Source organism: Methylibium sp., assembly GCF_013817345.1.
Taxonomy (GTDB): domain Bacteria; phylum Pseudomonadota; class Gammaproteobacteria; order Burkholderiales; family Burkholderiaceae_C; genus Methylibium.
In genome coordinates, this window is sequence record NZ_JACDCW010000198.1 from 1 (window position 1) to 2,634 (window position 2,634).

The following is a 2,634-nucleotide window of genomic DNA, read 5'->3' on the forward strand; positions in this document are numbered from 1 at the left end:
TTGTGCCAGGTGCGCGTGGCCGAGACGCTCGACGAGCGCGAGCGCGCGCGCACCGACTCGCTGGTGCTGACCTTGTTGCTGGCTTTCGGCAGCACGGCGCTGTTCGCGCTGGCGATCGGCTTCGTGGTCAACCGCGCGATGCGCCCGCTGACTTCCGTCAACCAGCAGCTCGCCCTGCGCTCGCTCGACGACCTGCGGCCGCTGAGGCGGGGGCGCATGCCGGCCGAGGTGCAGCCGCTGCTCGACGCGGTCGATCAGTTGCTCGCCCGTGTGGCGGCGGACGCGACACGCCAGCGCCATTTCATCGCCGATGCCGCGCACCAGCTGCGCACGCCCTTGACCGCGCTGCGCACCGAGACCGAACTGGCGTTGCTGGAATCGCATCCCGGCGCGGTACACGCCACCCTCGAACGCCTGCACCGCTCGGCGCAACGCGCGGCGCGGCTGGCCGACCAGTTGCTTGCGCTGGCGCGCAGCGAGGCGAGCAGCCGCGAGCCCGGCGGCGCCGAGCCGGTCGATTTGAAAGCGGTGGCCCACGATGCCGCCCAGGACTGGGTGCCGCGCGCGCTCGAGCGCGGCGCCGACCTGGGCTTCCAACTGGAGTCCGCGCCCCTGCGCGGGCGCCATCACCTGCTCGGCGAACTGCTCGGCAACCTGATCCACAACGCGCTCGAGTACGCCTGCGCCAACCCGGCGCGGCCGGCGCGCATCACGGTGCGCACCGGCCTGCTCGACGTGGGGGAGGGGGTGCGCCAACCGGTGCTCGAGGTCGAGGACAACGGCCCGGGCATCGCCCCGGCGGAGCGCGAGCGAGTGTTCGAGCGCTTCTACCGCCCCGCGGGTTCGATGGGCGCAGGCAGCGGCCTGGGGCTGGCGATCGTGCGCGACATCGCGCAGTTGCACGGCGCGAGCGTCTTCCTGCTGGACGGCGAAGACGGCGGGGGGTTGGTGGTGCGGGTGGTGTTCCCCGCGGGGCGGTGAGGTTCCTTACGGCTGGCCGAACTGCGTTGTCAGCTGCGAGAGTTGTTCATCCAGCACCGCCAGCATCTCGTCGACCGATACCGGTTTGGTCACGTAGCGTGAGGCGCCGGCCTGCAGCGCGGCGTCCATCTGCGCCGGCAGGGCGTCGGCCGAGACCACGATGACCGGGATGCCGGCCGTCGATTCGTCGGATTGCAGGTGCTGCAGCAGCACCATGCCGTCGATGTCGGGCAGATGCATGTCGAGCAGGATCAGGTCGGGCGGCGCCGTGCGCACCGTGGCCAGCCCGTCCAGGCCGGTGGTTGCGATGTCGAGGCGGACCTGCGGGCGCTGGGTGAAGATGCCGCGCATCACCTCCACATTGATCTCGTTGTCTTCGATGTAGAGCACCTGGCGACGGTGGTAGCCGCCGCCCGTATCGTCGAGCACGGCCGGCTCGGTGGTGGCAGCGTAATGCCCGGCCAGCGGCAGGCTCAAGGTGAAGACCGAGCCGACGCCCTCGGTGCTGCGCACCGACAGCGCGCCGCCGAGCCGCTCGGCCAGCAGCCGGGTGATGACCAGGCCGATGCCGGTGCCCTCTGCGGCGCCGCGCTCGCGGCCCAGGCGGTTGAAGGGCTGGAACAGTTGCGCGAGTTGGTCCGGGCTCATGCCCAGGCCGGTGTCGCAGACCTCCACGTCGAGCATCACGGTGCCGTCCTCGGTGTTGCGGCGGCGGGTCGTCAACACCACCTCGCCGCCCGGACGGTTGTATTTGATGGCGTTCGACAGCAGGTTGGTGAGGATCTGCTTGATGCGCGTGCCGTCGCCCAGCACGCGCAGGCCCGGGTCTTCGCTCGGGCCGCGCACGATTCGCACGTCGCGCTCGCGCGTCTGCGCCTCCACCAGCGCCATCGACTCGATCAGCAGCGGCTCAATGCGCAGCGCCAGTTGATCGAGCTTGAGCATGCCCGACTCGATGCGCGAAAGATCCAGCACGTCGTTGATCATTTCCAGCAGATGCCAGCCGGCGCGCCGGATCTGTGCCACCCACTGCGCATGGCGCTCGTTCAGGCGCGGTTCGGCGTCCAGCTCGAGCAGCTGCGAAAAACCGAGCATCGCGTTGAGCGGCGTGCGCAGCTCGTGGCTCATGCGCGAGAGGAATTCGCTCTTGGCCTGATTGGACGCCTCGGCCGACTCGCGCGCTCGCTCGGCTTCCTCGAGTCGCAGGTGTTCGGAGATGTCTTCGATCAGCGCGACCAGCCGCTGCGGGCCGCCGCGCGCGTCCTGCTGCAGGGTCATGGTGGCGTCGACCCAGAGCACCCGGCCGTCGCGGGTGATGAGGCGCTTGCGCCGCCGCACCAGTTGCTGCTCGCCCCGGGCCAGGACGTCGCGCAGGCGCTGGTCTTCGGCCAGGTCGTCCGGGTGGGTCAGGGCCGGGGTGGTGGTGTCGAGCAGCTCTTCCTCGGAGTAGCCGGTCATGGCCGAGAAGCTGGCGTTGGGCTGCTTGATGCTGCCCCGCAGGTCGGTGTAGATCACGCCGAGCGGCACCGAATTGAAGATGTTGCGAAAGCGCCGCTCGCTGTCGCGCAGCGCCTGCTCGGTGGCTTCGCGCTCGGCGATCTCGTGCTGCAGCTGCACCGTGCGCTCGGCCACCGCCGCTTCGGTGCGGCGCGC

Annotated in this window: 2 protein-coding genes; one reads left to right on the plus strand and one right to left on the minus strand. The window is 70.4% G+C overall.

The window, feature by feature from the left end:
* On the plus strand, positions 1 to 981 hold a 981-nt coding region (locus tag H0W40_RS19845), incomplete at its 5' end, for an ATP-binding protein (protein ID WP_292449642.1).
* A gap of 6 nt (positions 982 to 987) precedes the next feature.
* On the opposite strand, the gene H0W40_RS19850 is transcribed toward H0W40_RS19845, so the two are convergent.
* A partial coding sequence (locus H0W40_RS19850; RefSeq protein ID WP_292449644.1) for a PAS domain S-box protein occupies positions 988 to 2,634 on the minus strand: 1,647 nt, incomplete at its 5' end.